The organism is Noviherbaspirillum sp., from assembly GCF_036846085.1.
GTDB lineage: Bacteria > Pseudomonadota > Gammaproteobacteria > Burkholderiales > Burkholderiaceae_D > Noviherbaspirillum.
Genome location: NZ_DAIUCO010000347.1, coordinates 1 through 4,449, shown reverse-complemented (window position 1 = coordinate 4,449; position 4,449 = coordinate 1). Strand labels below are relative to the sequence as shown.

Here is a 4,449-nt window from a genome sequence, read left to right as displayed (position 1 = left end):
ACCCTAGCCCTCCCCCTGCAAGGGGGAGGGAACCTTATGGATACAAAATTACGTTCGATACTGTTTTTGAAACGTTGGAACCACTTCTAAACAAGTACCACACTCCCTCACCGAAATTCCATCCGCTTCACCCCCTCCGCAGTCCCCAGCAACGCAATATCCGCTCCCCGCAGCGCAAACAACCCCACCGTCACCACACCGACGATATTGTTGATCCGCGCTTCCATCTCTTCCGGGTCGGCGATCTGCAAGCCGTTTACATCAATGATCACGCAGCCGTTATCCGTCATCAGCGGCTTGCCCTCCTTCATGCGCAGACGGGGCTCTCCACCGAGCGCCGACAACTGCCGCGCAACGGCCATATGTGCCATCGGAATGACTTCCACCGGCAGCGGAAACTTGCCAAGCATGTTCACCAGTTTGGACCCATCGGCGATGCAGACGAATTGTTTCGCGACCGATGCCACGATCTTCTCCCGCGTCAGTGCCGCACCACCGCCCTTGATCATCGCGCCCTGGTCGGTGATCTCGTCCGCGCCATCGATGTACACCGGCATGCTGTCGACATCATTCAAGTCGAATACCGCGATGCCATGCGTTTTCAGCCGCGCCGCCGTCGCTTCCGACGATGCCACCGCGCCCTTGATGCGGTGCTTGATCTTGCCGAGTTCGTCGATGAAAAAATTCGCGGTGGAACCGGTGCCGACGCCGATGATGGCACCGTCAACCACGTAATCGATGGCCGCGCGGGCAACCGCTTGCTTGAGTTCGTCTTGGGTCATGATGGTGTGCAAAAAAAGGAAAGCGCCTATTTTAAGCGAGCAAGCAGACGCGGCCGACTTTTCTCAACCGGCATTCAGGATGCGGAACGCAGGCCGGCCGCAGCGCTCGCCAGTGCAGTGATCCGCGCCCAGTCGCCTGCCTGCAGCGCGTCCTTCGGCGTCAGCCACGATCCGCCGACACACGCAACGTTTTTGCACGCGAGGAACTGCGCCGCCGTTTCCTGCGACACGCCGCCCGTAGGACAGAAGACGACGTCGGGCAAGGGGCCGGCGATCGCGTTCAGCATGCCGATGCCGCCCGCCGGCACGGCAGGGAACAGCTTCAACTGACGAAAGCCGGCTTCGCGCGCGGCCATCACTTCCGACGGGGTCATCACACCGGGCAGCAGCGGCAAGCCACTCGCTTTCGCCGCGGAGATCAGGCTGGGCGTCAACCCGGGTGACACGCCGAAGACCGCGCCGGCCTCGCGCGCCGCCGCGAACTCCTCGCCCTGGGTCAGCGTGCCGACACCGATGATTGCCTCCGGCACCTGTTCGGCAATGAGTCCGATTGCCGGCAAACCGTGTTCGGTGCGCAGCGTCACTTCCAATACGCGGATGCCCCCTGCGACCAGCGCCCTTGCCAGCGGCACGGCATGATTGATGTTCTCGATGGCGATCACGGGGATCACCGGCGACGCATGCATGATGTCCAGCAGGCTGTTCGTGTTCATACCGTCACTTGCTCCTTGGATTTCTGGTTTTCACTGGCCGGCGCCATCGCCGGCGGCAGGCCGAATGTGGCTGCGCCCTCCTCAGCGGTACTGATCGTCGCGCGGAATACGCTGAACAGTTCGCGTCCCATGCCGGTATAGTTGCCGGACAGGTCGGCCGTCGCCGGCTTGCGCTGCGCCCACTCCGCCACCGGCACCAGCGCCTGCAACACGCCGGCTTCCGCATCGAGCCTGATGATGTCGCCGTCGCGCACAAGACCGAGCGCGCCGCCTGCCAGCACTTCCGGCGACACATGGATCGCCGCCGGCACCTTGCCGGATGCGCCAGACATGCGACCGTCGGTCACCAGCGCCACATGCCGTCCCGCATCCTGCAGGCTGCCCAGCGCCGGCGTCAGGGAATGCAGCTCCGGCATGCCATTGGCGCGCGGTCCCTGGAACCGCACTACCGCGACGAAATCGCGGTTAAGCTCGCCGTTCTTGAAGGCTTGCATGAAGGCATCCTGCGAGTCGAAGACGATGGCGGGCGCTTCCACCAGCCGGTGCTGCGGCTTGACCGCGGAGATCTTGATCACGGCGCGTCCGAGATTGCCGGACAGGAGCTTGAGGCCGCCGTCGGCGGCGAATGGTGCCGATGCCTTGCGCAGGACATCGTCGTCACCGCTTGTTTCCGGCGCCGGCTTCCATACCGCCCTTCCCTCTTCGAGGAACGGCTCCACGCAATGGGCCCGCAAGCCATGCCCGAGTATCGTCATTACATCGTCGTGCATCAATCCCGCATCGAGCAGTTCGCGCAGCACGAACGCCGGACCGCCGGCGGCATGGAAATGGTTGACGTCGGCGTCCCCGTTTGGATAGATACGCGTCAACAGCGGCACGACCGCGGAGAGCTGGTTGAAGTCGTCCCAGTCGATGACGATGCCGGCGGCCCGCGCGATGGCAACGAGATGCAGGGTATGGTTGGTGGAGCCGCCGGTGGCAAGCAGGACGGCAAGCGCATTCACGATCGATTTTTCATCGACCACGCGGCCGACCGGGATCGGGTTGCCGGCTTGCGCGCTGATTTCGACCGCCCGTCGCGCCGCGGCGCGGGTCAGCGCCTCGCGCAGCGGCGTGTTCGGCGTGATGAAGGCGCTGCTCGGCATGTGCAGGCCCATTGCCTCCATCAGCATCTGGTTGCTGTTGGCCGTGCCGTAAAAAGTGCAGGTGCCGGCGCCATGATAGGACTGGGATTCCGCTTCGAGCAATTCTTCGCGGCCGATCTTGCCCTGCGCATAAAGTTGGCGGATGCGGGATTTTTCGGAATTCGACATGCCGCTGGTCATTGGCCCGGCGGGGATGAACACCGCCGGAAGATGGCCGAAATGCAGCGCGCCGATCAGCAGGCCGGGGACGATCTTGTCGCATACGCCAAGATAGACGGCGGAGTCGAACATGTTGTGTGACAGGGCAATGGCCGTTGCCATCGCGATGGCATCGCGCGAAAACAGCGACAGCTCCATGCCGGGCTGCCCCTGCGTGACGCCGTCGCACATCGCCGGGACACCGCCCGCGAACTGGGCGACGCCGCCGGCCTCGCGCACCGCCTCCCTGATGATTTTGGGAAAGCCTTCGAACGGTTGATGCGCCGACAGCATATCGTTATAGGAAGACACGATGGCAACCGACGGCTGCTTTTGTTGCCGCAGTATCAGCTTGTCATTGGGCGGGAAGGCGGCGAAACCATGGGCAAGGTTGGTGCAGGAAAGTACGCCGCGCTGGACGCCCTGGCGGCGGGCCGCGTCGAGACGGGCAAGATAGGCGAAACGGTATGGCTGGCTGCGGGAAATAATGCGCTCGGTGACCGCGGCGACGATGGGATGGACAGGCATATGGAATCCTTGGCTTGAAATCTTCTGAAATTTTACTACATTACGGAACTATGCCAGGAGGATTACGGTGCTATTCAAGTGCGCCTTCCTATATCATCCAGGCAACTTTCTATTGAGCAATATCATACTGAAGCCAGCTTCCGCATGACTTCCTGCGCTATCTCAAACTATGATTAAACCGTCCTGGGCAGTTTGTAGTGAAATTACCAAATACTGATGTATAGTTGTTTCCCGTTTCTTCAACCGACGTGGCCATGTCTAAATCAGCAAACCCATCGCTCCCAGCAATGCCTCTCCTCTCTACCCTTCCTTCGTTCGTCGCGCTGCAGTCGCACCATGCGGAAGCCATGAATTGGCGCTTGCGCGACCTGTTTGCCGCCGACCCTGGCCGCTTCGATCGCTTTTCGCTGGAAGCGGCTGGATTGTTGCTTGATTACTCGAAGAACAGGATCAGCGATCTGACGATGGACTTGCTCGTGCAACTTGCGCACGAGCGCAACGTCGAGGCAAGGCGCGACGCGATGTTTGCCGGCGACAAGATCAACATCACCGAAGGGCGCGCGGTTCTGCATACCGCATTGCGCACGCCGAAGGGCAATACCCTGACCGTGGATGGACAGGATGTGCTGCCAGAGGTTCATGCGGTACTGGAACACATGCGGGCGTTCACCGAACGGGTCCGCAACGGCGAATGGCTCGGCCGCACCGGCAAGCCCATCACCGATATCGTCAACATCGGCATCGGCGGCTCGGACCTCGGACCGGCGATGGCATGCCGGGCGCTGCGCCCGTTCGTGCATCCGCGACTGTCGATGCATTTCGTCTCGAATGTCGATGGACATGACCTCGATGCGGTCTTGTCCCGCGTCAATCCGGACACCACTCTTTTTATCGTCGCGTCGAAAACCTTCACGACCCGGGAAACCATGATGAACGCGCAATCCGCGCGGGCATGGTTTATGGATGGCAGGCAGGAAAGCGACCTGCCGAAGCATTTCGTCGCCGTCTCGACCAATACTGCGGCCGTGCGGGATTTCGGCATCGACCCGGAAAACATGTTCCCGTTCTGGGACTGGGTGGGCG

Annotated in this window: 3 protein-coding genes and 1 pseudogene; 1 reads left to right on the top strand and 3 read right to left on the bottom strand. The window is 61.7% G+C overall.

Features of this window, described 5'->3' with window-relative positions; all coding sequences use genetic code 11:
- Window positions 1-107 precede the first annotated feature (107 nt).
- The 3 genes from rpiA to edd all read right to left on the bottom strand — a co-directional run bounded on the left by rpiA (window position 108) and on the right by edd (window position 3,366).
- Complete coding sequence (gene rpiA / locus V7080_RS24280) at window positions 108-782, bottom strand: ribose-5-phosphate isomerase RpiA (RefSeq protein WP_334190951.1); 675 nt, start codon at window positions 780-782, stop codon at window positions 108-110.
- Window positions 783-856: 74 nt separating this feature from the next.
- Window positions 857-1,495, bottom strand: a complete 639-nt coding sequence (eda, locus tag V7080_RS24275) for a bifunctional 4-hydroxy-2-oxoglutarate aldolase/2-dehydro-3-deoxy-phosphogluconate aldolase (RefSeq protein ID WP_334190950.1) — start codon at window positions 1,493-1,495, stop codon at window positions 857-859.
- Window positions 1,492-3,366: a phosphogluconate dehydratase gene (gene edd, locus V7080_RS24270; RefSeq protein WP_334190949.1), complete on the bottom strand. Its 1,875-nt coding sequence runs from the start codon at window positions 3,364-3,366 to the stop codon at window positions 1,492-1,494. The genes eda and edd overlap by 4 nt, the downstream gene beginning before the upstream one ends.
- Before the next feature lie 287 nt (window positions 3,367-3,653).
- Between edd and V7080_RS24265 the strand changes: the two are divergent.
- Window positions 3,654-4,449 (top strand): annotated as a pseudogene (locus tag V7080_RS24265) (glucose-6-phosphate isomerase); the annotation flags it as partial.

What these genes read in the sequence shown, in the direction of transcription:
- rpiA (WP_334190951.1), bottom strand. Translation starts at nt 782, where the DNA reads ATGACCCAAGACGAACTCAAGCAAGCGGTTGCCCGCGCGGCCATCGAT.
- eda (WP_334190950.1), bottom strand. Translation starts at nt 1,495, where the DNA reads ATGAACACGAACAGCCTGCTGGACATCATGCATGCGTCGCCGGTGATC.
- edd (WP_334190949.1), bottom strand. Translation starts at nt 3,366, where the DNA reads ATGCCTGTCCATCCCATCGTCGCCGCGGTCACCGAGCGCATTATTTCC.